Genomic DNA, 23,154 nt, shown 5'->3' on the forward strand with positions numbered 1-23,154 from the left:
GGCTTTGGTCTCCCTACGCGGCCATATCCAGAATCTCACGCACCTGCGCCGGCCCCTCGATCCTGCGCGGATTGCGCGGCACCCAGGTCGTCGCCATCGCTTGTTGCGCGATGCGATCGAACTGCTCCGGGCCGACGCCGACCTCGCGCAGGCTGCGCGGCATACCGAGGCCGCGAATGAAGCGGTCGAGCAGGTCGCCGGCGTCATCGTTTGGGCGCCCCATCGCAGCCGCGACCAGCGCCTGCCGCTCGGCATTCGCTGACTTGTTCCAGCGCATCACCGACGGCAGCATCACGCAGGAGGTGTAGCCGTGCGGGACGCCGAACTCCGCGCCGAGCACGTAACCGATGCCGTGGCTGGCGCCCATCGGTACGCCGGAAGCGAGCGGTCCGGTCGAAAGCCAGGTTCCGATCTGGCAATCCATCCGCGCGTCGAGGTCTTTGGCGTCGGCCTTCACCCGCGGCAAGGCCTGCGCCAGCATCGACAGGCCCTTCAGCGCCTGCGCGTCGCCATAAGGATGAGCCTCGCGCGAGCAGATGCCTTCGACGCAATGGTCGACGGCGCGGATGCCGGTCGACAGCCACAGCCATTCGGGGGTGTGTGCGCTGAGCCAGGGATCGAGAAGCACGGCGCGCGGCATCAGCAGCGGATGGCGCAGCGCTTCCTTGACCTTCGTCTTCTCGTTGGTGACGCCTGCCGTGGAGGAGAACTCGCCGCCGGCGATCGTCGTCGGGACGCTGATCTGGCGCACGGCTGGTGCCGCAAGTTGCGGCGAGCCGCCGCGACCGGCCTTGATCCGGTCGATGTCATCTGCGCTGCGGATGTCATTGGCAAGGCAAAGCTGCACGGCCTTGGCGCCGTCGGTGATCGAGCCGCCGCCGATCGTGACAATGAGATCGGTATCCGCAGCGCGAGCCTGTTCGCTGGCGGCAATGACGGCTGAGCGCGGCGTGTGCGGCGGCATAGCATCGAACGTGCCGACGCAGCGCGGTCCCAGCGCACGGCGGATAGTGTCGATCACATCGGTTTCGCGGTTGAGCGTGCCGCTGACCATCAGGAAGGCGCGCCTGGTGCCGAGCCGATCCAGCTGCGCAACGAGCGCCTCGGACGCCGGCCGTCCGAACACGACCTCGTCCATGGCGCCGAATACGACACGCCCTCTGTGCACGCTTGTCCTCCCCGGACATTTTCTGGCCCTCTTGGCGGGCCTTGCCGCAAGGTTAGCCGAGGAAATCGGCGACGTCATGCCCCAAGATGCTGCTCCGATCATTTGCCTTCGTTGGTCATTGCGAGCGAAACAGTCTCGACCGCCCGCGCAGCGGCGACGGTGCGCGCACAAGCTGTCGTTCCCCGCGACCGGTATCGCCTTCGGTAAGCCCGATGGCAGGCTCCGCAAAGCAATCGATCTTTGCGCACGAGTCGACGATGGATTGCTTCGCTGCGCTCGCAATGACGTTGAGACCCCCGACTGTCATCCCCGCGAAGGCGGGGATCCAGTACGCCGCGGCTTCTCGGTGCAATCACTGGCGTCTCTGGAATACTGGATCGTCCGCCCCAGTGCGCAATTGCGCACAAGGCGGACGATGACAATTGAATATGAGGCGGCCTTCTCGCGGCGCTTTGCGCCCGAGGTTTGCTCTTAAATTCCCGCCCTCTTGTCAGAGGGCGCACGGAAGACCGGGTGCGCGCAGCACCCACGGTCTCGTGTGCAAAGTGCGCAAAAGAACACGCACATGCGGCTGATTTGCCTCTCGCCTTAAGCGAAATATTTTTGATTCTTTTTGATTCCCGGGCTTGACACGATTTCTGAAAATCAGAAGTGATTTGCCCACAAATGGATCTGTCGCAGTTAGCTGCGGTCATTCTCCGCGAGACGCCGCCGTGCGATGTCACGTTTTCGTCATCAGGCGGCGATTAGCTGACCGTGCGCTGCACGGGTTCCGCTTTCATCGCAGTGCGGAAAGCATAACATCCGCATGCGAAGGGCGTTGACGACGCTGATGCACAACGATTGTGCTTGATCCCGGCCGGTTCTTGACGAGACTGGGAACCGATCACATCTTTGGCCTCCGCCACTAAGTTCCACGGCAAGCTTTTTCCATCGATCAGGATGTTGAGAATGCAGGGGGAGATGGGATTGAGCACGACTGATCCATTGAAACGTCCGGCTGGGGCAAGCCGTGATGGTTACTCACTTCGCGGTCTCAAATGGTTGCCCCCATTGCTCGCGCTTGCGCTGTCCGCTTGCGGCGACAAGCCGCCGCAACAGCCGGCTGCGGCGGCGCCGCCGACGGTCACGGTCGCGCAGCCAGTGAAACGTACCGTCACCGATTGGGACGAATTCACCGGTCGGTTCGAGGCGGTGCAGGAAGTCCAGGTCCGCGCCCGCGTCGGCGGCTTCGTGAAGAGCGTCGAATTCCGCGATGGCGCGATCGTGCGCGCGGGCGATCTGCTTTACGTGATTGACGCCCGTCCGTTCGAAGCAGTCGCCGAACAGGCCGACGGCCAGTTATCGGACGCTCGCGCGAGGGCAGAACTCGCCAGGCGCGAACTCGACCGCGCGCTGACATTAAATCAGACCCAGGCCGTGTCCGATTCGATCGTCGACCAGCGCCGCCAGACCCTGCAGGCGGCGCGCGCCGCGGAAATGCAGGCTGAAGGCGCGCTCAAGGCCGCCAAGCTCAACATCGAATTCACCCATGTGATGGCGCCGATCACCGGCCGCGTCAGCCGCCATCTCGTGACGCCTGGCAATCTCGTGCAGGGCTCCGAGGGCGGCGCCACGCTGCTCACCTCGATCGTCTCGCTCGACCCGATCTACATCTATTTCGATGTCGACGAGGCGACGTACTTACGAAACAGCCGGCTCTGGTTCGAAGGCAAGCGGCCGAGCTCGCGCGACACGCCGAACCCGGTCCAGGTGACGCTGACCGGCGAGACCAAGCCCTCGCATGAGGGCAAGATGGATTTCCTCGACAACCGCCTGGACGTCTCGACGGGTACGCTGCGCAGCCGCGCCGTGATCCCGAACAAGGATCTCTCGATCCTGCCCGGACAGTTCGGCCGCGTCCGGATCATCGGCAGCGCGCCTTATGAGGCGCTGCTGCTGCCGGACACGGCTGTCGCGACCGATCAGTCGCGGAAGATCGTTTTCGTCGTCAAGGACGACAATACGGTCGAGGCGAAGCCGGTGACGCTCGGACCGCTCGATGAAGGCCTGCGCGTGATCCGCGAGGGCCTGAAGCCGGAAGACCGCGTCGTTATCGACGGGCTGCAGCGGGCCCGCGTCGGCGCGAAAGTCAGCACGCAGCCGGGCGACATCAAGCCGGCCGGTGCCAAGACATGAATCTCGGCCGTCTCTCCATCAACCAGCCCATCCTGGCGATGGTGCTGTCGATCGTGCTTCTGATCGTTGGCGCGATCGCCTACACCACGCTGCCGGTCTCCGAATATCCGCAAGTGGTGCCGCCAACGGTGACGGTCACCACGCAATATCCCGGCGCCTCCGCGCAAACCGTGTCTGACACCGTCGCTGCTCCGATCGAGCAGGAGATCAACGGCGTCGAGGACATGCTGTATCTCTACAGCCAGGCCACCTCGAACGGACAGTTGACGATCACGGTCACCTTCAAGCTCGGCACCGATCTCGACAAGGCCCAGGTGCTGGTGCAGAATCGCGTCGCGATCGCGCAGCCGCGGCTGCCCGAAGAGGTGCAGCGCAACGGCGTCATCACGCGCAAGAACAGCCCCGACATATTGATGGTCGTGTTCATGCTGTCGCCGGACGACACGTTCGACCAGCTCTATATCAGTAACTACGCGCTGCTGCAGGTCCGCGACCAGTTGCTCCGGCTCGACGGCGTCGGCGACATTCAGATCTTCGGCGCGCGCGACTATTCGATGCGGCTGTGGCTCGACCCCGACAAAATCTCTACGCTCGGCCTGACCGCGGGCGAGGTGGTGGCGGCGATCCGCTCGCAAAACGTGCAGATCGCGGGCGGCCAGATCGCGGAGCCGCCGATCGCCGACCGCGCCTTTTCGCCAAATCTCACCTTTACCGGCCGTCTGAAGGACCCGAAACAATTCGAGGAGATCGTGGTCAAGGCCGGCGCCGACGGGCGCACGGTGAAGCTGCGCGACGTCGCGCGGATCGAACTCGGTGCTTTGGCCTATTCGACCAACAGTTTTCTGCTGCGCAAATCCGCGGTCGCCATGCTGGTGACGCAGCGGCCCGGCTCCAATGCGCTTGCGACCGCCAAGAGCATTTCGGACACCATGGAGCGGTTGAAGGCGAGCTTCCCGAAAGGGCTCGATTACAATATCGGCTACAACCCGACCGAATTCATCGCACAGTCCGTCAGCGAGCTGATCAAGACGATCTACGAGGCGATGGCGCTGGTCGTGATCGTGGTGCTGGTGTTCTTGCAGGGCTGGCGGCCCGCCATCATTCCGATCATCGCGATCCCGGTGTCGCTGGTCGGCACCTTTGCGGTGATGGCAGCATTGGGATTTTCGATCAACAATCTCACTCTGTTCGGCCTCGTGCTTGCGGTCGGCATCGTGGTCGACGATGCGATTGTGGTGGTCGAAAACGTCGAGCGCCATCTCGAGCACGGCATGAACCGGCGTGACGCCGCGCTTCGCACCATGCAAGAGGTCGGCAGCGCGCTGGTGTCGATTGCGCTGGTGCTGTGCGCGGTGTTCGTCCCGACTGCGTTCCTCGGCGGCATCTCCGGGCAGTTCTTTCAGCAGTTTGCCGTCACCATTGCGGTGGCGACCGCGATTTCCTGCTTCTGCTCGCTGACGCTGTCGCCAGCGCTGGCCTCGCTGATCCTGCAGCCGCACGAGGACAAAAGGCCGCCGGCACGTTGGAATTTCATCGCCCGCGGCTGGGGTGCCTTTACGAGCGTGTTCAATCGCGGCTTCGACCGGCTGGCGCATGGCTATGCCAGCGCGGCCGATTTCGTGATCCGGCATTCGGTGGTGATGTTGCTGGTGTACGTGGCGCTGATCGGCGGCGCCGGATGGCTGTTGATGACGACGCCGCAAGGTTTCATCCCGGCGCAGGATCGCGGTTACGTCATTGTCTCCGTGCAATTGCCGGGCGCGGCCTCGCTGGCGCGGACGACCGAGGTGGTCAGGGAGATCGAAAAGATTGCGCTTGATACGCCGGGTGTCGTTCGCGCGCCCGCCTTCGCCGGCTTCTCGGGCGCGACCCGGACGCAGGCAAGCAACGCCGCGGCACTGTTTCCCGTATTTGACGACCCGGAGGCCAGGGCGAAGAAGGGACTTTCGTCCGCTTCGATCGCGGACGAATTGCGCAAGCGGCTGGCGAATATCAAGGGTGCGTTCATCATCGTGATTCCGCCGCCCGCGGTGCCCGGCATAGGCACCGGCGGCGGCTTCACCATGCGCATCCAGGACCGTCAGGGCCGCGGCTCCGAAATGCTGGCAGCGGCGACCGACGAATTGATAGGCGCCGCGCGCCAGGCGCCCGGACTGACCCAGGTGTTCTCCACCTTTGCTGCCAACACGCCGCAACTGTTCGTCGACATCGACCGCGTCAAGGCGCAGAAGCTCGGCGTGCCGATTGCGAACATCAACGATACGATCCAGACCTATTTCGGCTCGTCCTATGTCAACGACTTCAATCTGTTCGGCCGCACCTACCGCGTCACGGCGCAGGCCGATCTGCCGTTCCGGAAGGAGACGTCCGATCTCGCACGCCTGCGCACTCGCAACGCCGCCGGCGACATGGTGATGCTCGGCAGTGTTGTGAGTTTCAGCGACATCTCCGGCCCCGACCGCGTCGCGCGCTACAATCTCTATCCTGCGTCCGAGCTGCAGGGCGATACGTTGCCGGGAACGAGTTCGGCGACCGCCATTGACACGATGAAGAAGCTCGCCGAGGAGACGCTGCCGAGCGGCTTCTCGTTCGAATGGACGGATTTGTCCTATCAGCAGGTGACCGGCGGCCAAGCCGGCCTTCTCGTGTTCCCGATATGCGTGCTGTTCGTGTATCTGGTGCTGGCCGCGCAATATGGCTCGTGGAGCCTGCCATTCGCGGTCATCCTGATCGTGCCGATGTGCCTCCTCGCCGCCACTATCGGTGTGCGGATCATGGGGCAGGACGTCAACATCCTTACTCAGATCGGATTCGTCGTGCTGGTGGGGCTGGCAGCCAAGAATGCCATTCTCATCGTCGAGTTCGCGCGCGATATCGAACTCGAAGGAAAGGCGCGGCTGGAGGCAGTGATCGAAGCCTGCCGGCTGCGGTTGCGGCCGATCCTGATGACGTCATTCGCCTTCATCCTCGGCGTGCTGCCGCTGGTGATCTCGTCGGGCTCGGGCTCGGAGATGCGGCAGGCGGTGGGTGTCGCCGTGTTCTTCGGCATGATTGGCGTCACGCTGTTCGGCCTGGTGTTCACGCCGATCTTCTACGTCATCGTGCGCAATCTGGCGGACGGGAAGAGCAAGAAGCCCGCTGCGGCGTGAGCGGATAATTGGCCCTTGCCATCATTCCGGGGCGCGCGAAGCGCGAGCCCATCGGGCCGCATAACCTGTAGTGAAATGGATTCCGGGGCGCGCGCTACGCGCCTCGGAATGATGATAGAGTTCCCCATACTTTTTGCTGATCCGAAATGGATGGGCACTTGCGGGGTTATTGAATAAGTTCGCGAAGTTTCTCTGGAAAAATTCGGGAGAAAAGTATGAAGTCGGGATTGTTGGCCGCCGTTGCGGCAGTTGGTCTTTTGCTCGCCGCGCCGGCATCGGCGCAGGGCGTCAAGATCGGCATTTTGAACGACCAGTCCGGGGTCTACGCCGATTACGGCGGCAAGTGGTCGTTTGAAGCGGCCAAGATGGCGGTCGAAGATTTCGGTGGCGAAGTGCTCGGCCACAAGATCGAGGTCATTTCCGCCGATCACCAGAACAAGCCGGATCTCGGCGTCGCTATCGCGCGGCGCTGGTACGAGGTCGAAGGCGTCGATATGATCACGGAGCTGACGACGTCCTCCGTCGCGCTCGCGATTCACGAGCTTTCTAGGGAGAAGAAGAAGATCGACATCGTCGTGGGCGCTGCGACCTCGCGCCTCACCGGCGATTCCTGCCAGCCGTATGGATTCCACTGGGCTTACGACACCCACGCGCTCGCCTACGGCACCGGTGGTGCGCTGGTGGAATCCGGCGGCGATACCTGGTTCTTCATGACCGCCGACTACGCCTTCGGTCATGCGCTGGAGAAGGACACCGGCGATTTCGTCAGGGCGAAGGGTGGCAAGGTGCTCGGCGCAGTCCGCATTCCCCTGAACTCGTCGGACTTCTCTTCCTTCCTGCTGCAGGCGCAGAGTTCTAAAGCCAAGATCATCGGCCTCGCCAATGCCGGCCTCGACACCACCAACTCGATCAAGCAGGCGGCGGAATTCGGCATCGTCAGGAGCGGCCAAAAGCTCGCCGGCCTGTTGCTGACGCTGGCCGAAGTTCACGGCCTCGGCCTTCAGGCCGCCCAGGGCCTGGTGCTGACCGAAGGCTACTACTGGGACCGCGACGCCAGGAGCCGCAACCTCGCCGAACGCTTCTTCAAGCGCACCGGCCGGATGCCGAACATGATTCAAGCCGGCACCTATTCAGCGACGCTGCAATACCTCAAGGCAGTCAAGGCCGCGGGCACCAAGGATACCGAGGCAGTGGCGAAAAAGCTGAAGGAGCTTCCGGTCGACGATGACTTCGCGCAGGGCGGCAGGGTGCTGGAAAACGGTCGCATGGTCCACGACCTCTATCTGTTCGAAGTCAAGAAGCCGTCGGAGTCGAAGAAGCCGTGGGATTACTACAAGCAGCTCGCCGTGGTGCCCGGCGATAAGGCGTTTCCGGCAGCGAAGGATTCCGGCTGCCCGCTGGTGAAGTAGGCTCTCTCCGTGTTCGTCATTGCGAGCCAACGGGTCGCGCGAATGCGCGCCCGATGACAGGCTCCGCGAAGCAAATCCATCGCGCCACAAGTGGAAACATGGATTGCTTCGTCGCTTCGCTCCTCGCAATGACGGCCGCCGATCACCCCTGCACCAGCCGCCACACGATGGCACCGAATGCGCCGACCCACAGCGCGATCGTCGCCAGCGCCTGAGTCGCGAAGCCGGGGCCGCGTTGTGGGACCGATTTGGCGTAGCCGAATATATAGAGAATGCGACCGACGACCCAGACCAGGCCGAGCGCAGCGGCGATACCGTCGCTGATGTAGATCGCGAACAGCCATAGCGACGGCAGAAAGATCGGCAGCCATTCCAGCGTGTTCATCTGCGCGCGAAACACGCGCTCGAAATCGGGATTGCCCGAGATCGCCGGCAGCTTGACGCCGAATTTGCCGCGCGCCCGCGACACCAGCACGGACGAGTAGAAGTAGACCAGGATCGCCAGCAAGCTGACGAGAGCGGTGAGATGATACATCGCTGAAACTCCCCTGTTTCATGCGCGCCTTAATAGCCCGTCATTTCCAGATAGCCCACCCCGGTGCGGCTGCCTGCGAAGCGGATCGGGCCTTCCCAATAGGGGAAGATCGTGCCCATCCAGCTTCTCGGATTGAGCGGCGTGCACTCGATCTTGAGTGCCTTGCTTGGAACCTCGATGCGCCATGTGGTCGGAATTTTTCGTCTCTCGATCTCGGTGAACGCGAGCGGCGTCATGGCGATATCCGCGGAGGCGAGTTGCTCGGCCGTGCCGTCGGGCGCGATCCATTTACCCGAGCCATAATGCTGGCCGTCGGTCTGGCGCATCCGGTACAGCATCAATTTGTCGCCGGCGTTGAAATGCAGCGAGAGCCAGTCCCATCCGCTTTGATCCGCAGCCAGCGGCTGGCTGCTCCACTCGCGATCGAGCCAGGCCATGCCGGTGACGTCGATGGGCCTGTCGTCAATGGTGAGGATGCCCTTCGCCGCATAGTGCGGCTGGCTGTAGTAATAGGAGGCCTGTTCGCGCAGCGATTTGCGGCTGTAGCCGCCATCGCCCTGCAGCACCAGCGGCCGATCCGCATCCAGGCGCAGCGTGTAGCTGAAGCCGGCGCCCGATGCTTTCAGTTCCAGCGGTGCGATATTGTCGTCATTCACGGAATCGAGGGCGCGCATCTCCCAGGCATCGATCCAGGCGTGAAATGGGCTGGCCTCGACGCCAGCCTGGCCGACACCGCCGCGCGCGAACGTCTGGCTGAAGCGATGGGTATCTTCGCGCGTGATGGCGGCATGGCCCATCCATATCTGCTGGTTAGCCCAGCCCTCTCGCGGCCCGCCAGGCGCGATCGCCTGGCGAAACAGCGTCCATTGGACGCCGTAGGCCGCTCCGCTGACATCGGCGAGATTGGCCGTCACATACCACCACTCGATGCGGAATTCCGGGTGCGGTCCGTGATCGGTGGGAAAAGCAAATGTCCTGCTCGGCACGACCGGTGCAAATCCTTCCGCGCTTTCGCCAAGCCCGGCAAATCCCTGCGCGAGCGCCCTGCCGCCGAAGCCGGCGAGGAGCGTGCCGCCGATGAAACCGCGGCGGGTAATGAGGCCGCTACCGTTCATTGGCAAAGATCCTGATCAGGCTGCTCGGCTGCATGCGCGCCAACCTGATGACCGGGAGCGCGGAAGCCGCAACCGCCGCGGCCATCGCGACGCCGGTGAGCCAGAGCAATTGCATCGGAAAGACATGAAACGGCAACCGCCAGCCGAACGCCTTGACGTTGACGATCGCGAGCAGGCACCACGCGACCAGCAAACCCAGCGGAAGCGCAAAGATGGTGGTGATCAGCGCCACCGAGGTCGTCTTCAACAGCTCGATGGCCGCAAGCCGCCGCCGCGTGACGCCGATCGCCCATAATGGCGCCAGTTGCGGCAGGCGGGAATTGGCGAGCGTCAAGAGGCTCGTCAACAGCGCCACGCCGGCGACGCCGAGCGTGAAGGCGTTCAGCGCCGCCGTGACCGAGAAAGTGCGGGCGAAGATCCGCCTCGATTCCGCTTTCATCGTCGCCTGGTCGGCGACATTGCGATCGTCGAGGCCGAACTTTTCCTGCAGGGCCGAGATCAACGCCGGGATCTTCGGCGGAGCGACCCGCAGGCCCATGCGCGTCAGCGGGATTTCCGGAAAGCGCCGCGTCAGCGCGGCGAAGTTCACCGCGATCTGGCCCTTGGGATTGCCGTAATCGGCGTAGATGCCGACCACGTTGAGCGTCCAGTTCCCGCCTGACGCGGGCACTTCGATGCGGTCGCCGAGGGAGAGGTGCAGCCGCCGTGCCAGTTGTTCGCTGACGAGCGCCGCATCGCCGGGGCGAAGCTTGACCCAGGCATCCGCAGTCGATTGCAATAACGGCCAGTTGTCGCGATAGGTGGCGTGATCGGTCAGGCCCAGCACCTCGAGCGGCGCGCCCGCCAACTGCGTATCGGCGCGGCCGCCGGGCAGGATTGCCTCGACCTCAGGGCGTTCGCGCAGCCACGCCTTGATCTCGTGCGCCTGCGCGTCGTTGGCGGCGTTGACATAAATTTCTGCCGCCAGCCGCCCGTCCAGCCAGACCAGAAACGTGCGGGAAAAACTCTCGACCATGGTGGAGACGCCGACATTCACCGCCAATGCGAGCAATAGCGCCATCAGGGCGAGCGACAACCCCGACAACTGCTGGCGGCTGTCGGCCCAGAACCAGATTCCGAGCGGGGCTCGTGCATAGCGCTGGCCAAGCGACAGCACGATTTCCAGAAACATCGGCAGGATCAGCGCTGCGCCGAGCATCAACGCGGCGAGCACGGCAAAGCCCGAAATCAGGGAATCGCCAAACCACAAAAAGCCGCCAGCCGCTGCAAACGCCACGAGTGCCAGCGCGCTCTGGTAAGCCAGCCAGCGCCGCTGCGCCTGTTGCCAGGCAAAGGGCTGGGCGGTGGCGAGCAGCGGCAGCCGCAGCGCCTTGGTCAGGCTGGCGGCGGCCGCTGCGAGCGCGCCCAAAATGCTGATGGCGATGCCCGCGATCCACCATTGCGGCTTGAGTGTGAGATGTCCCGGAATCTGCGCGCCATAGAGCCCGCGCAGCGATGCGGCGACGTCAGGCAGCAGCGCACCGGCGATGAAGTAACCGCACACGAGTCCGATCAGCCCCGCAGCCAGCGCCAGCGATACCAGCTCAAGCACCAGAACGGCGTTCAGCATTCGCGCCGAGACACCGCAGGCACGCAAGGTGCGCAAGGTCGGCAAGCGTTGTTCAAAGGCCAGCCCGATCGCCGAATTGACGATGAACAGGCCGACAAAGAACGACAGCAAGCCGAACGCGGTCAGATTCAGGTGAAAACTGTCGGTGAGGCGTTCGAGGTCGGTCTCCGCATCGGCTTCGACCAGCCGAAGCTTGTCGCCGGCAACGCTTTCGAGCGGCGCGTGCCTGCCTGTCGCTTTGCCGATCAGGAGGCGCGAGATCTGGTCCGGCATTTTCAGGAGGTTCTGCGCAACGCCGATGTCGACGACCAGCACGCCGGGCACCAGGTTCGGCTCCACGCGAAGCGGTGGCAGCGGTGCGCCGCCATCGCCTGGGGGGCGCGCGCCCTCGGCGAGCTTGAGATCGGAAAGCGTTTCCGGCGCCACCAGCATCTCGCCCGGCGGCGTCATGAAGGATTGCAGGCTGGCCTTGCCGATCGTCGGCGCGTTGCCGACTTCGGCGGGCAACGTGACCGGTTCGATGCCGAGCAGCCGGAACGACCGTCCCTCGATCTGGATGCGGCCTTCCACCACCGGCGAGACCGGCCAGCCGGCGCGGCGCAACTCAACAAAAAGCTTTTGCGGGAAGCTTACGCCGTTGCGGGCGACCAGCATGGCGGTGCGCGTGCCGCCAAACGTAGCGGCAGCGCGATCGTAGGCCGTGCGCGCCTGCTGATTGAGCGCCTGCACGCCGCTCCACAGCGCGGTCGCCGAGATCAACCCGATCAGCAGGGTCGCCAATTGCATCGGGTGACGCCGCCAATGACTCAGCAGCACGGCCAGTGTCCACAGTGCGCGTTTCACGCGATCACCCCGGCATGGAGGTTGACTTGGCGGTCGAGCGTTGCGGCGAGCCGCGCGCTGTGCGTCACCATCAGAAAGCCGCAGCCGCTCCGTGTTACCAGGTCGCGCGCCAGCGCCAGCACTTCGTCCGCCGTGTCCTCGTCGAGATTGCCGGTCGGCTCGTCTGCGAGCAGCAATAGCGGCCTGACCGCCAATGCCCGGCCGATGGCGACGCGTTGTTGCTGACCGCCGGACAATTGCTCGGGATAGCGTTTCAGGAAACGGCCGAGCCCGAGCCGCTCCACCAATTCGTGGTGCCAGGCCGCATCGTGACGGCCGGCGATGCGAGACTGGAAGACCAGATTGTCTTCCACGGTGAGGCTCGGGACCAGGTTGAATTGCTGAAACACCAGGCCAAGTCGGTCGCGTCGCATTTCCGCCCGGTCGGCATCACTGAGTTCGGTGACTGAGGCATCCGCCAACCTGATCTCGCCGCCGTCGACCGCATCGAGCCCGGCGATCAGGTGCAAGAGCGTGCTCTTGCCGCTGCCGGATTCGCCGGTGAGTGCGACCCTCTCGCCGGCAGCGACCGTCAGGTTCACGCCGCGCAGCACCGCGACCTGTTCGCCGGCGGTGCGGTAGCTCTTGGTCAGGCCGGCCACGTGCAGCACGGGGCCGGTCGCACTGGGAATGCCTTTGGTCATGCGCGATGATCGACCGATCTGACCATGAAAATCCCCCGACGTGATGGCATGCAACATATCAGGGCACGCGTCCCCGATCACGGCCTCAATCGCGCCGCGACGCGATCGTGATCCGGTTGTGGAGTGCGCCTGTCGCACCAGCCGGGCAGTTGCGAAAATCGCGGTTGCCTTGCCCGCAAGGCGCCTTGTAGCATTGTAACCGGCCGATCCTACAGAGCCAGCAAAGATAAACGGGGAAAGCATCCATGACCGCGCAACCGACGCCCAAGGAAACGCCGAAGGGCGCCTGGACGATCACCTTCCTGCTGTTTCTGTTCATGCTGGTGAACTTTGCCGATAAGATCGTGGTCGGCCTCGCCGGCGCCCCGATCATGGATGAGTTGAAGCTCTCGCCGGAACAGTTCGGCCTGCTCGGCTCTTCGTTCTTTCTCTTGTTTTCGATCTCGGCCATCGTCGTCGGCTTCATCGTCAACAGTGTTGCTACCCGCTGGGTGCTGCTCGCGATGGCGGTGATCTGGTCGGTGGCGCAGTTTCCGATGGTTGGCACCGTCAGTTTCACGACGCTGCTGATCTGCCGCATCATTCTCGGCGCAGGCGAGGGGCCGGCATTTGCGGTGGCGGCGCACGCGCTTTACAAGTGGTTTCCCGACGAGAAGCGCACCCTGCCGACCGCCATCCTCTCGCAGGGCTCGGCCTTCGGTGTGATCCTCGCAGTGCCCGCACTGAACTGGATCATCGTCAATCATAGCTGGCACTACGCCTTCGGCGCGCTCGGCGTGGTCGGTCTGATGTGGGTTGTAGCGTGGCTGGCCATGGGCAAGGAGGGACCGCTGGTTCAGACCGTTACAACGGCTGCAACCGATCCGCGCGTTCCCTATCTCCAGCTTCTGACGTCGCGCACATTCATCGGCTGCGTCGCCGCCACCTTCGGCGCCTACTGGGCACTGTCGCTCGGATTGACTTGGTTCACGCCATTCATCGTCAAGGGGCTGGGCTTCTCGCAGACGGATGCGGGCTGGATCTCGGTGCTGCCCTGGGTGTTCGGCGCGACGATCGTGCTGCTGACGGGCTGGATTTCGCAGGTGATGCTGGCGCGCGGCTTCACGACGCGCGCCTCGCGCGGCGTGCTCGGCTCGGTGCCGCTGATCGTCGGCGGGTTGATCCTGGCCGTGCTGCCCTATGTCAACGGCGCTGGATGGCAGATCGCGTTCCTCGTGGTCGGCTCCGGGCTGTGCGGCTCGATCTACGTGGTATGCCCGCCGATGCTCGGCGAATTCACGCCGGTGCAGCAGCGCGGTGCCGTGCTCGCGATCTATGGTGCGATCTACACGCTGGCAGGAATGATCGCTCCGTTCGTGATGGGCGCGGTGATCCAGAATGCGGCGGTGCCGCTCGACGGCTACATGACCGGCTTCACCATCAACGCCGTGATCATGGCGGCGTCGGGTCTGCTTGGGCTGTTGCTGCTGTGGCCGAACACGGAACGCAAGAAGTTGATGGCCCAGGCAGCGGTGCAGCCGAAATTCGCGTGAGGGGTGGAACAACAACTCTCTCGTCGTCCCTGCGCACGCATTGCGAAAGCAGGGACCCATAGCCACCGATGCTGATTGTTAAGCAAGGCGTCTGCACATCGCCATGATCGATGCGCCGCGGCGTATGGGTCCCTGCGTGCGCAGGGACGACATTGTGCGTGTTGAACCAGTGATGCCCTAACTCGCCGCCGCGTCGAACTGCGGCTTGCTCCCCTGCGTGCCACGCACCAGTTTGCCCGGGCGGGCGCCGGTCGCCTTGCCGCCGCGCTGCGTCACCACGCCGGAGACGATGGTGGCATCGTAGCCGTCGACCTGCTGCATCAGGCGGCGGCCGCCGACCGGCAGGTCGTAATGCACTTTTGGCGGATGCAGATGCAGGCGGTCGTAGTCGATCACATTGACGTCGGCCTTGAAGCCGGGCGCGATCACGCCGCGGTCGTAGAGGCCAACCGAGATCGCGGTTTTGCGCGACTGCGCGGCGACCACGAACGGGATCGACAGTTTTTCGCCCCGGCTGCGGTCGCGTGTCCAGTGCGTCAGGAGATAGGTCGGGAAGCTGGCATCGCAGATGATGCCGCAATGCGCGCCGCCGTCTGATAGCCCCGGCACCGCATTGGGATCACGCAGCATCTCTCTGGTAGCATCGAGATTGCCGTCGGCGTAATTGAGGAACGGCACGTAGAGCATGCCGCGGCCGTCATCCGTCAGCATAGCGTCATAGGCGAGTTCTTCCGGCTGTTTGCCCAGGCGACGGGCCTGTGCGCCCAAGGTATTTTCCGGCGGCTGTTCGTAATCCGGCGGGTTTCCAAGCAGGTACATCTTGTCGTAGTCCGGCCGGAAGAACAGCGGATCGTCGGTCGCGGTGGCGTGCTCGCTCAGGATCGCCTTGCGCACTTCGGGCTGGCGCAGGCGGGCGAGCCGCTCTGCGAGCGGCAAGTGCGCGATAGCCTCGTAGCTCGGATGAGTCTGGAACGGATTGCGCGACAACTCCAGCCCAAGCATCAGTCCGACCGGGCGCGCAGCGATCTGCGCGGTGATCGAGAGGCCGCGCGCGGAAGCCTCTCTGATGGTGTCGAGCGTCTGCCGCCAGCGCTGCGGCGCCTTATCATTCTGCGTGATCGAGAACGACACCGGGATTTTGGTGTTCTCGGCGACCCGCAGCATCATCGGCAGGTCTTCGTCGATGGTGGAGAGATCGAGCACGAACTGCAATACGCTGCGGCCCTGCGCATGCATCGCCGCCGCGATCGCGGTCAGTTCGTCCTCGCCGGCCTTCAGCGTCGGCGTAAAATCGCCGGTCGAGGTGCGGTGGTTGAGCGTGCGCGAGGTCGAGAAGCCGAGCGCGCCGGCGCGCACGGCATCAGCAGCCAAGGCTGCCATTGCCTTGTTGTCCTCTGAGGTCGAGGGATCGCGGCGCGCGCCGCGCTCGCCCATCACATAGACGCGCAAACCCGCGTGCGGCAATTGCGCGCCGATGTCCATGTCGAAGCTTCTTTTCGACAGCCACTCCATGTAATCCGGAAAGCTCTCCCACGCCCAGGGAATGCCGGCGCTCAGCACCGGCTCGGGGATATCCTCGACGCCTTCCATCAATTGAATTAGCCGGACATGGTCGGCCGGCCGGCACGGCGCAAAGCCGACGCCGCAATTGCCCATGATCGCTGTCGTGACGCCGTTCTGCGAGGAGGGCGTGATGTCCTGGCTCCAGGTGACCTGGCCGTCATAATGGGTGTGGACGTCGACAAAGCCGGGCGTGACCAACTTGCCGCGGGCGTCGATTTCTTCCTTGCCCTTCGCGGCAACCTTGCCGACTTCGGTGATGCGGCCGTCAGCAATCGCCACGTCGGCTTCGAACAAGTCGCCACCCTTGCCATCGGCAACGGTGCCGCCGCGGATCACGAGGTCGGGGGTCGAGGTCATGGCTTCCATCCCGCATCTGTTTTTATTGAGGGCATCATCCGACGTCATCAGACGCTGTCAACCGCCTAGGATGACGCTCAGGAATGCATCGCCGATGCAGTTATGTCCGGGCGGGTTCCGGCTTGCGGTCGGTGACCAGCGCCAGCAGGACCGTCAGCACCATGAAGGCGACGGAGGCGCCGAACACCCAATGCGGCAGGCTCTGGTCCATGATCCAGCCGAACAACAGCGGGCTCAGGATGCCGCTGAAATTAAAGCCGGTGGAGACGATGCCGAAGGCGCGGCCCCCGGCGCCCGCCGGGGCTGCGTTGCGAACCAGCATGTCGCGCGAGGGCGCGATGACGCCGCCTAGGAATCCAGCCAGCCCCATCGCGACGATCAGCACTACCGACGGCAAATTGATCGTCGCAATGATCGTTATGATGACGGCGTTGACGGCAAAGCAGGCGGCGGCGACATTGCCGTGGCGCTTGATGCGGTCGGCGAGATAGCCGCCGGCCAGCACGCCGGCCGCGCTGGCGCCGAGATAGGCGGTCAGCGCGACGTTGGCCGTCGAGAACGTCACGCCATAGCCACTCATCAGCGCAACCACGCCGAAATTGCTGATGCCGGCACTGGACAGGCCGAGCAACATGAAGAAGACCGTCAGCACGATGATCGCAGGCGTGACGATGCTCTGCTGCGGCCCCGCAGAGTCATCTGTCTTGCGATCGGCCGAACTGGCATCGGGAATTCTGACCGCGATCAATAGCAGCGCCGCCGCAGGGCCGACCGCGCCGGCCACGATCAGCGCGCCGAGCCCGCCGACGCTTGCCACCAGTGCCGCCATGATCGCGGGCGCCACCGCGCCGCCAAGGAAACCCGCAAAGGTATGGACCGAAAACGCCCGGCCCATCCGCGCTTCATCCATATGCGTCGACAGGATCGCATAGTCGCAGGGGTGATATACGCTGTTGGCAAGGCCGAGCAGCGCGGCCGAGATGATCAGCGAGACGTAGCTCAGGTGCAGGCCGAGCATGATCAGCGCGAGGCCGCCGACGGTGAGGCCGATAAGCAGCACTTTTCGCGCGCCAATGTGGTCGGCGAGATAGCCGATCGGGGCCTGCGTCAGGCCAGAGACGACACCGAACACGGTGAGCGCGAAGCCGAGTTCGATGTAGCCGACGCCCAACTGCTCCTTCAGGAACGGAAACAGCATCGGCAGCACGAAGAGATGGAAATGGCTAACCCAATGGGCGACCGAAATCGCCGCGAGCGTGCGCAGCGAAGTGTCCGCTTTGGCTTGTTGCGGTGCGGCCAGAATGTCGACCATGTCAGCTCAAAAATCCTGGATAGCTTACGGCCCGGCTGGGCGGGCTGAAAATATAGGCAGGCCGTTATTTGTCCATGAATGCCGCTGCATGGCTGCCCCGGCGCAGGGCAGGGCAGGGCGGGCGCACGAATGCCGCCATTAAATCGGGAGACAAAGGCGCCTCCACGCGGCAATGATCCGGCATGCCTGACCCCGCAAAACCGCTCCGGGTACTGGTCTCCGAAGGTTCCTCGACCTCGGCCCGCGAGGCAATTACGATTCTCGGTCTTTCGGGCCATCACGTCGAGGTCTGCGATCCCTCGCCCTGGTGCCTGTCGCGGTTCTCGCGCTTCGTCCGCAAATTTCACCGCTGCCCTGGACTGCGGGACGATCCCGCCGGTTATCTGGCGTTCGTCGAGCGACGACTGGCCGACGGGAAGTTCGACGTGCTGCTGCCGACGCATGAGCAGGGATTTTTGTTTGCACGGGTCGCGCAGCGCCTCGAAGGCCGCGCCGGGATCGCGCTGCCGGACTTCGAGAGCTATCGCGAGGCGCATAGCAAGGCCGGCTTCAGCCGGCTGCTCGATCGGTTGGGATTGCCGCAGCCGCCGACGCACATCGTGCAATCCGCGCAAGGGGTGCGCGATGCGGTTCGCTTTCCAGCCGTCGTGAAAACTTCTGTCGGCACCGCAAGCCGCGGCATCTGGTTCGTGCGCGGCGCGGACGATCTGATGCGCGCGCTGCACGATCTCGGCGGCGGCGATGCATTCGCCGGTGAGGTGCTGGTGCAAGACCTCGTCGCAGGCATCACCGAGAAGGCGCAATCGGTGTTTTGCCGTAGCCGGATGCTCGGCTTTCATGCCTATCGGCAGATCGCGGCGGGCGTTGGCGGCGGCGAGGCGATCAAGCAGAGCGTGAATCGGCCGGTCGTTCGCGCTTATGTCGAACAGATCGGCCGGGCGCTCGATTGGCACGGTGCGCTCTCGGTCGATTACATCATGCCGGAGGTCGATACCGCGCCATTGCTGATCGATTGCAATCCGAGGCTGGTCGAGCCGATGAATGCCTATCGCTCCGGCGTCGATCTCGTCGGACTTTTGCTTCTGATCTCGCTGGGCGAGACGCCGGCTCCGGTGCCCGAAAGCCGCGAGGGCGCGCTCACGCACCTGGCGATGCAGGCGTTGCTCGGATGTGGGGCGCGCGGCGGAACGCGGTCCGACATTCTCAGGGAATGTTTGCATCTCGCTGCGGCGCGCGGGCCTTATGCCGGCAGCAACGAAGAACTCACACCGGTGCAATCGGACTGGATCAGCGCCGTGCCGCTGGCGATCACCACAGCCTTGCTGCTGGCTTCGCCGAAGCTGGCGATCAAACTAGCGCGCGGCGGCTTTGGCGCGCATCTGCTCGATGCGGCGAGCATTCGGGTGATTGAAAGCGAGACGTTTGCGAGTGAGCATGACGCGAACCGCGCTGCGCCCCCTCTCCCGCCTGCGGGGGAGGGCCGGGGTGGGGGTGCCTCCGCATAACGCGCACGTACAATGGGCACGTTATAGAACCGTATAGGGTGAGCAAAGGCGCCCTTCGCGCCGTACCCACCATTTGCACCGCGATCTCGTCTTGAATGGTAGGCACGCTTCGCTTTGCCCCACCCTACGAAATCGCGTGCCGCGGCTACAACGGCTCATCATCAGGGTCATGACGGTCCCGCTTCGGCGTGGCGATGTCGCCGTCCTCGTGGTCCTCCTCCTCCTCAACCGGCGTGCGCCGCGGCTTCTTCGGTTTGTCCTCGCCTGGTTTCGGAGGCTCGCTGCTCTTCCTGCCTTTTCCGCCCATATGATTTCACCAAAGTGACGCCTTCGTCGGACCAATCGGCGTTTGCGCTGCATGCCGACTCAGGGTAACGGCATGACCTCAATCTAATCGCGTCCGGACGGCATCCTAGCGCCGGTCAAACGATTTTTCCTGCCCTTTTTGCGGCTTTCAGCCCGAAGGGCCTCACATGGAGCCAGTATGAAGAAGCCCCGCATTGCGCTCGATGAACCGCAGCAGCGCAAGATCCTCCGCGCCGACAAGGCACCGAGCACCGGTTATTCGCTGGTCGTGGATGGCCACTTCAAGTCGCATCACGATACGGTCGAGGCGGCTGAGGAAGCGGGCATGGCGTTGAAGAACCGCTTCCAGATGCTTCAGGTGCAGGTTTACGATGCCGAGAACAAGACGCGATCGATGATCGATTGGCCGGGGCCGGCGTAACGCCGGATCTTTGAGCTCGATCGGCCGATCTCAGGTTCGCCGTCCGCCGTTCTGCTGGTTCGCCAGCCAGTCGGACAGGGCCACCGGCTTCTCGTCGGGCCGCTTTGCGCTGCTGCGCGCCTTCTTTGCGGCCTTTGCGGCGGGCACACGTTGCGGCTCGGCTGCTTCGCGCGCGAGCCGCAATGCCTTCAGCTTCGCCATATTGTCGAGCACGGCTTTCGCCGCTGCGTCGCGTTCGGCCTTGCCGGACTTTGCGTCCTGAACTGCCTTGGCCGCCTTGTCGAAGCGCGCCTGGGCGCGATCGCGATCCGCTTTCGTCATTTCAGGTCAGCCTCTTTTCGCAATCCTGGTCTTGGTCTTGCCCTTGACCTTCGCTTCTGGCGGATTTGCACGGTCGGCCGCTTCCTTTGCCAGACGCAGCGCGCGGAGCTTCTCGGTTCGCTTGCGGATCGCGATATCGGCAGCCGCGATCTCGGCCATCGCCTTGATGCCGTCGACTTCCTGGGCGCGCTTGCGGTTGAGCCTCATTTCTTTCAGCTCGGCGGCGCTCTTCGGCTCATCATTCATGTCATACCTCTGAAATCACGACTGATATCGTCGAGCGGTCTGTGGCCCATTTACCACGGATCGGCGTGCAGAGGACGTTATTTTCGATCGAAAACGGCGCAGTTTCTGACAGAATCTGCCTTGATATGAAGGTTGGCGGGGAACACGGCAGGTCGGGGCCGGTCCGGCAGCAAGCCGAACCGGCTAATGTCGGTCAGAACGTCGCGCCGGCCTTCACCATGAAGGTGCGGCCAGGGAGTGGATAGGCCGCGAAGCGGCCCGGCGTGAACGAGCTCGCGATGGCGTAGTCGTAATAGAGTGCGTTGAACAGGTTGTTCACGCCCACTGACCAGAAGAAGCGATCGTAGGCGCCGCTCAATTTCAGATCGACGGTGGCGTCCGCCGGAATACGCCGTTGGGTGTTGGCTTGGTCGTTGTCCATGACGCGCTCGCTCCAGGCCCGCACCGTGGCGTCGAACACCAGGTAGTTCTGCCAGATATTCCAGGTCACGCCGCCCATGGCTGTGTAGCGGGAAACCAGTGGCACGTCGTTGCCGGCGAACGGCCCTTCGCGGAAGACAGCACGCGTGTAGGCAGCGCCCGCCCGCAGCGACAGGCTGTCACTGACACGCAGCGACGCGCTGGTCTCGGAGCCGTAGCGGCGGGTTGGACCGAGGTTCACGTTGTAGAACAGCGCCGGGATGAAATGGATCTCGTTCTCGAGGTCCATGTTGTAGATGCTCGACTGCATCTGGAAACCGCCGGACTTGATGCGGAAACCGCCCTCAATGTCGTGCGAGGTCTGGGTTTTCAACTGAAAGGTCCCCGGAACGAAGAAAGGGCCGCTGGAGACGCGTTCATCGACGGTCGGAGTACGGAACGCGCGCGCGGCGCGGCCAAACACCGAGAATGTGTTGCTGAGTCGGTGCTCAAGGCCCACGTGCAAGGCGTATTGCGTCTCGTTGCTGTCCAGCGGGGAGGCTTGATCGCTGCAATTAAAGAACATGGCGCAACCGGGCGCGTTGGCGTCGAACCGATCCCGGGCGCTCAGGCTGGTGTTTTGAATCCTGGCGCCATAGGAGAAGTCGGTCGTCGGCAACAGGCCGACTGATTGCTGCCAGTAGCCGGCCAGCATCTGCTGCGACAGATCGTAGATGTGGGTCGGCGCAAGACCCTTGAACGCCCCGCGGTCCTGGCGGAACGTCGCATCGTAATAATCGATACCGGTCAGGATCTGTGAGGGCACCCCGAGGATCGAGTTCTTGATGCTCAATCGTGGCGTGATCGACCAAGTCTGCAATGATGCGTCGTTATAGGTGGAGGAGAAACTCGGAAATGGCGACGCAAACGGTATCGCCCCGAAGAATCCGCTTTGCGTTTTCTTGTCTCTGACGCCGCCATCAACAATGAGTTCGGCTCCGTTCCACAGGGTTTTGGTAAAACCGGCGGTAGCGCTGGCGCCCTGCTGATTGCCATAATCGAATGGCGTGGCGGCGCCGCGGCGGTTCGTGACCAGTTCGTTGACGCCAATCGAGGGATCGACGATGCGGCCACCGGGGAGTCCGAGCTTTTGGTCGTCGCCGGTCACCGTCAGGAAGGCCTTGAGATCGGGAGTGGTGTAATTGAGATTGCCGACCCCGTTGCGCTGGTCGAGCGCGTTGTTTTCGCGATAGCCGTCGGACTTGATTGCGTTGCCGTAGAATGAGGTCGACCATGGTCCCGAATTCAGCGCCGCCGAAACCGAGGCCATGCGCTGGTTGAAGGAGCCGATACCGGCCTCTGCGCGCATGGCAACAGGTGGGCCACCGACGCCGTTCTTCAGGACGATATTGATGACGCCGCCGACCGCGTTGTCGCCATACAGCACCGCGCCGCTGTTGCCGCGCGTGATTTCAATGCGCTCGATCGAGTCGCGCGGAATGGTCGAAAAATCCACACCGGCCATGTCGATGTCGTTGAGCCTTCGGCCATTGATGAGCACCAGCGTATTTGAGGTCGCGAAAGCGCCGAATCCGCGCAGGTCGACGCTGGTCTTGGCGCCGTTGACGCCACCAAACAGGCTAGTCAGCTGCACGCCGGGCGTTTGCGCGATGATTTCCTGCAGCGTTTGAGCCGGTGAGTGCGCGATCTCTTCGGCGGTAATAACGGTCGACGCCGAGCCGACGATTCCTGAAAACTGGCGGTCGCCGCTGCCGTCCGCGCCTTGCGAGACGCCCTGGGATGCGGTGTTCGAGCCGATCCCCGCTGCGGGTCTTCCGCCGGTCGACGGCACCGCCGCCGGCACGACGCGGCGCGAGGTCGACGCTTCATTGTAGGTCGGTTTTGCGCGAGTCCGGTTCGGGTCGGTAGGCGAAGTTATCTCGATCGGCGGCAATGGCTCCGCCGCCGTCTGCTGCGCGTGCGCACCGGAGATGCCTAGCGACACGATGGGAACGAGAAAGCTGGAGGCGAGCCAAAAGCGGCGGCGCCTTGCGGCTGTGTTGGTGAAAGACATGACTTGGACCTCGGTATGACGTCAGTGGCACGTCACAGCGAACCAAGTCTCACCATGTGCTTTGAGCAGCTCAGGTGAAGCTAATGTCTGTACTCCCCGACCGACATCTTCGCGTGTGACCACGGCTGACGGCAGGTCTCCTGGCTCGCGGGTCGTTACCCCATCGTCGCCTTCCCAGGACCGAGTGCCCAGTGGCATGTGACGAAGGATTCGCCGCTTACAGTTGCGGGGGCAGCCGCGGAATTGGGGGATTTCCCCGCACCGCATTCCCTTTTGATCCCCAAAACGGGAACCGTCGGGAACTATGGTAGAAGTTTGTCAAAGTCCGAGTCAATGCGCCCCGGGGCGTCCCGCGATCCTCACTGGACGAGTGCGCTATTTTTGCCGCATGAGCACGCCTGCCCGCCGCCTGTACCGGGGCGGGTAAAC

18 protein-coding genes and 1 riboswitch are annotated in these 23,154 nt (G+C 63.6%); of the genes, 6 read left to right on the forward strand and 12 right to left on the reverse strand.

Going from position 1 to position 23,154, the window contains the following annotated elements:
* Positions 1–13: 13 nt before the first annotated feature.
* Positions 14–1,168, reverse strand: coding sequence for an iron-containing alcohol dehydrogenase (locus RX328_RS02945; protein ID WP_213251644.1), 1,155 nt, complete (start codon positions 1,166–1,168; stop codon positions 14–16).
* 746 nt (positions 1,169–1,914) lie between these two features.
* The gene (locus RX328_RS02950) at positions 1,915–2,145 is read right to left on the reverse strand and encodes a hypothetical protein (RefSeq protein WP_213251715.1); all 231 of its coding nucleotides are present in this window, start codon (positions 2,143–2,145) and stop codon (positions 1,915–1,917) included.
* 67 nt (positions 2,146–2,212) lie between these two features.
* On the opposite strand from RX328_RS02950, the gene RX328_RS02955 reads away from it, so the two are divergent.
* The 3 genes from RX328_RS02955 (at position 2,213) to RX328_RS02965 (ending at position 7,904) form a co-directional block, all read left to right on the forward strand.
* Positions 2,213–3,346 (forward strand): efflux RND transporter periplasmic adaptor subunit, encoded by a 1,134-nt coding sequence (locus RX328_RS02955; RefSeq protein ID WP_249726402.1) that lies wholly within the window; start codon positions 2,213–2,215, stop codon positions 3,344–3,346.
* Positions 3,343–6,495: an efflux RND transporter permease subunit gene (locus RX328_RS02960; RefSeq protein WP_213251645.1), complete on the forward strand. Its 3,153-nt coding sequence runs from the start codon at positions 3,343–3,345 to the stop codon at positions 6,493–6,495. Before RX328_RS02955 ends, RX328_RS02960 begins: the two co-directional genes overlap by 4 nt.
* 215 nt (positions 6,496–6,710) lie before the next feature.
* Positions 6,711–7,904, forward strand: coding sequence for an ABC transporter substrate-binding protein (locus RX328_RS02965; RefSeq protein ID WP_213251646.1), 1,194 nt, complete (start codon positions 6,711–6,713; stop codon positions 7,902–7,904).
* A gap of 142 nt (positions 7,905–8,046) precedes the next feature.
* On the opposite strand, the gene RX328_RS02970 is transcribed toward RX328_RS02965, so the two are convergent.
* Genes RX328_RS02970 through RX328_RS02985 form a run of 4 tightly spaced genes read right to left on the reverse strand, consistent with a single transcriptional unit; the run spans position 8,047 to position 12,689 of the window.
* Entirely contained in the window at positions 8,047–8,439 is a 393-nt protein-coding gene (locus RX328_RS02970) for an MAPEG family protein (protein WP_213251647.1), read from the reverse strand.
* A gap of 29 nt (positions 8,440–8,468) precedes the next feature.
* Positions 8,469–9,554, reverse strand: coding sequence for a lipocalin-like domain-containing protein (locus RX328_RS02975; protein WP_213251648.1), 1,086 nt, complete (start codon positions 9,552–9,554; stop codon positions 8,469–8,471).
* On the reverse strand, positions 9,544–12,006 hold the full coding sequence (locus tag RX328_RS02980; RefSeq protein ID WP_213251649.1) for an ABC transporter permease: 2,463 nt from the start codon (positions 12,004–12,006) through the stop codon (positions 9,544–9,546). The genes RX328_RS02975 and RX328_RS02980 overlap by 11 nt, the downstream gene beginning before the upstream one ends.
* Positions 12,003–12,689, reverse strand: a complete 687-nt coding sequence (locus tag RX328_RS02985; protein ID WP_249726391.1) for an ABC transporter ATP-binding protein — start codon at positions 12,687–12,689, stop codon at positions 12,003–12,005. Before RX328_RS02985 ends, RX328_RS02980 begins: the two co-directional genes overlap by 4 nt.
* A 245-nt stretch (positions 12,690–12,934) precedes the next feature.
* On the opposite strand from RX328_RS02985, the gene RX328_RS02990 reads away from it, so the two are divergent.
* On the forward strand, positions 12,935–14,221 hold the full coding sequence (locus RX328_RS02990; RefSeq protein WP_213251650.1) for an MFS transporter: 1,287 nt from the start codon (positions 12,935–12,937) through the stop codon (positions 14,219–14,221).
* Positions 14,222–14,398: 177 nt separating this feature from the next.
* Here RX328_RS02990 and RX328_RS02995 read toward each other — a convergent pair whose 3' ends face one another.
* A complete protein-coding gene (locus RX328_RS02995; RefSeq protein WP_213251651.1) occupies positions 14,399–16,141 on the reverse strand; it encodes an N-acyl-D-amino-acid deacylase family protein in 1,743 nt (580 codons plus the stop codon).
* Positions 16,142–16,241: 100 nt separating this feature from the next.
* Positions 16,242–17,453: an MFS transporter gene (locus tag RX328_RS03000; RefSeq protein ID WP_213251652.1), complete on the reverse strand. Its 1,212-nt coding sequence runs from the start codon at positions 17,451–17,453 to the stop codon at positions 16,242–16,244.
* A 182-nt stretch (positions 17,454–17,635) separates the two neighbouring features.
* Between RX328_RS03000 and RX328_RS03005 the strand changes: the two genes are divergently transcribed.
* A complete protein-coding gene (locus RX328_RS03005) occupies positions 17,636–18,958 on the forward strand; it encodes a hypothetical protein (RefSeq protein ID WP_249726392.1) in 1,323 nt (440 codons plus the stop codon).
* A 145-nt stretch (positions 18,959–19,103) separates the two neighbouring features.
* Here the strand turns inward: RX328_RS03005 and RX328_RS03010 are convergent, their stop codons facing one another.
* Entirely contained in the window at positions 19,104–19,265 is a 162-nt protein-coding gene (locus RX328_RS03010; protein ID WP_213251653.1) for a hypothetical protein, read from the reverse strand.
* 177 nt (positions 19,266–19,442) lie between these two features.
* On the opposite strand from RX328_RS03010, the gene RX328_RS03015 reads away from it, so the two are divergent.
* The gene (locus RX328_RS03015; RefSeq protein ID WP_065731995.1) at positions 19,443–19,685 is read left to right on the forward strand and encodes a hypothetical protein; all 243 of its coding nucleotides are present in this window, start codon (positions 19,443–19,445) and stop codon (positions 19,683–19,685) included.
* A 30-nt stretch (positions 19,686–19,715) separates the two neighbouring features.
* On the opposite strand, the gene RX328_RS03020 is transcribed toward RX328_RS03015, so the two are convergent.
* From RX328_RS03020 to RX328_RS03030, 3 genes are all read right to left on the reverse strand, one after another.
* On the reverse strand, positions 19,716–20,006 hold the full coding sequence (locus RX328_RS03020) for a hypothetical protein (RefSeq protein ID WP_213251654.1): 291 nt from the start codon (positions 20,004–20,006) through the stop codon (positions 19,716–19,718).
* A 6-nt stretch (positions 20,007–20,012) separates the two neighbouring features.
* Positions 20,013–20,252: a transcriptional regulator gene (locus RX328_RS03025; protein ID WP_213251655.1), complete on the reverse strand. Its 240-nt coding sequence runs from the start codon at positions 20,250–20,252 to the stop codon at positions 20,013–20,015.
* A 193-nt stretch (positions 20,253–20,445) separates the two neighbouring features.
* Entirely contained in the window at positions 20,446–22,725 is a 2,280-nt protein-coding gene (locus tag RX328_RS03030; RefSeq protein WP_213251656.1) for a TonB-dependent receptor, read from the reverse strand.
* A 112-nt stretch (positions 22,726–22,837) separates the two neighbouring features.
* Positions 22,838–23,037, reverse strand: a riboswitch (cobalamin riboswitch).
* Positions 23,038–23,154: the final 117 nt, after the last annotated feature.

This window comes from Bradyrhizobium sp. sBnM-33 (assembly GCF_032917945.1).
GTDB lineage: Bacteria > Pseudomonadota > Alphaproteobacteria > Rhizobiales > Xanthobacteraceae > Bradyrhizobium.

Coding starts and splice junctions, on each gene's coding strand:
- RX328_RS02975 (WP_213251648.1), bottom strand. CDS start 9,554: ATGAACGGTAGCGGCCTCATTACCCGCCGCGGTTTCATCGGCGGCACG.
- RX328_RS02970 (WP_213251647.1), bottom strand. CDS start 8,439: ATGTATCATCTCACCGCTCTCGTCAGCTTGCTGGCGATCCTGGTCTAC.
- RX328_RS03005 (WP_249726392.1), top strand. CDS start 17,636: ATGCCTGACCCCGCAAAACCGCTCCGGGTACTGGTCTCCGAAGGTTCC.
- RX328_RS02990 (WP_213251650.1), top strand. CDS start 12,935: ATGACCGCGCAACCGACGCCCAAGGAAACGCCGAAGGGCGCCTGGACG.
- RX328_RS03015 (WP_065731995.1), top strand. CDS start 19,443: ATGAAGAAGCCCCGCATTGCGCTCGATGAACCGCAGCAGCGCAAGATC.
- RX328_RS03000 (WP_213251652.1), bottom strand. CDS start 17,453: ATGGTCGACATTCTGGCCGCACCGCAACAAGCCAAAGCGGACACTTCG.
- RX328_RS03020 (WP_213251654.1), bottom strand. CDS start 20,006: ATGACGAAAGCGGATCGCGATCGCGCCCAGGCGCGCTTCGACAAGGCG.
- RX328_RS03030 (WP_213251656.1), bottom strand. CDS start 22,725: ATGTCTTTCACCAACACAGCCGCAAGGCGCCGCCGCTTTTGGCTCGCC.
- RX328_RS02965 (WP_213251646.1), top strand. CDS start 6,711: ATGAAGTCGGGATTGTTGGCCGCCGTTGCGGCAGTTGGTCTTTTGCTC.
- RX328_RS02995 (WP_213251651.1), bottom strand. CDS start 16,141: ATGACCTCGACCCCCGACCTCGTGATCCGCGGCGGCACCGTTGCCGAT.
- RX328_RS03010 (WP_213251653.1), bottom strand. CDS start 19,265: ATGGGCGGAAAAGGCAGGAAGAGCAGCGAGCCTCCGAAACCAGGCGAG.
- RX328_RS02985 (WP_249726391.1), bottom strand. CDS start 12,689: ATGACCAAAGGCATTCCCAGTGCGACCGGCCCCGTGCTGCACGTGGCC.
- RX328_RS03025 (WP_213251655.1), bottom strand. CDS start 20,252: ATGAATGATGAGCCGAAGAGCGCCGCCGAGCTGAAAGAAATGAGGCTC.
- RX328_RS02960 (WP_213251645.1), top strand. CDS start 3,343: ATGAATCTCGGCCGTCTCTCCATCAACCAGCCCATCCTGGCGATGGTG.